Genomic DNA, 214 nt, shown 5'->3' with positions numbered 1-214 from the left:
TGCTAAATATGCAATTGATATAACGAAGAAGAACGATGATGATAAGGAAACTGGTGGAGAGAATCCAACAACACCGCCAACAGGTGAAGGAAATAATGGAGGAAATCCAACGACACCACCAACAGGTGAAGGTAATAATACAGGATCTGGACAAACTACAACGGATAATCAAAACTTAAAAGAAACAACAACTGTAAGTGAAAATAAAGAAGAG

General features: G+C 37.4%; 1 protein-coding gene. It reads left to right on the top strand.

Annotation, left to right across the window (positions count from 1 at the left end):
• Positions 1-214, top strand: a 214-nt coding sequence (locus MR113_RS28155) for a hypothetical protein (protein ID WP_242257533.1), incomplete at both ends; no start/stop codon positions are given.

The sequence above is a fragment of the Bacillus cereus group sp. BfR-BA-01379 genome, assembly GCF_022663605.1.
In the GTDB taxonomy this organism is placed as follows: domain Bacteria; phylum Bacillota; class Bacilli; order Bacillales; family Bacillaceae_G; genus Bacillus_A; species Bacillus_A mobilis.
The sequence above is the reverse complement of the archived record's forward strand: the minus strand, read 5'-3'. Positions and strand labels throughout refer to the sequence as shown.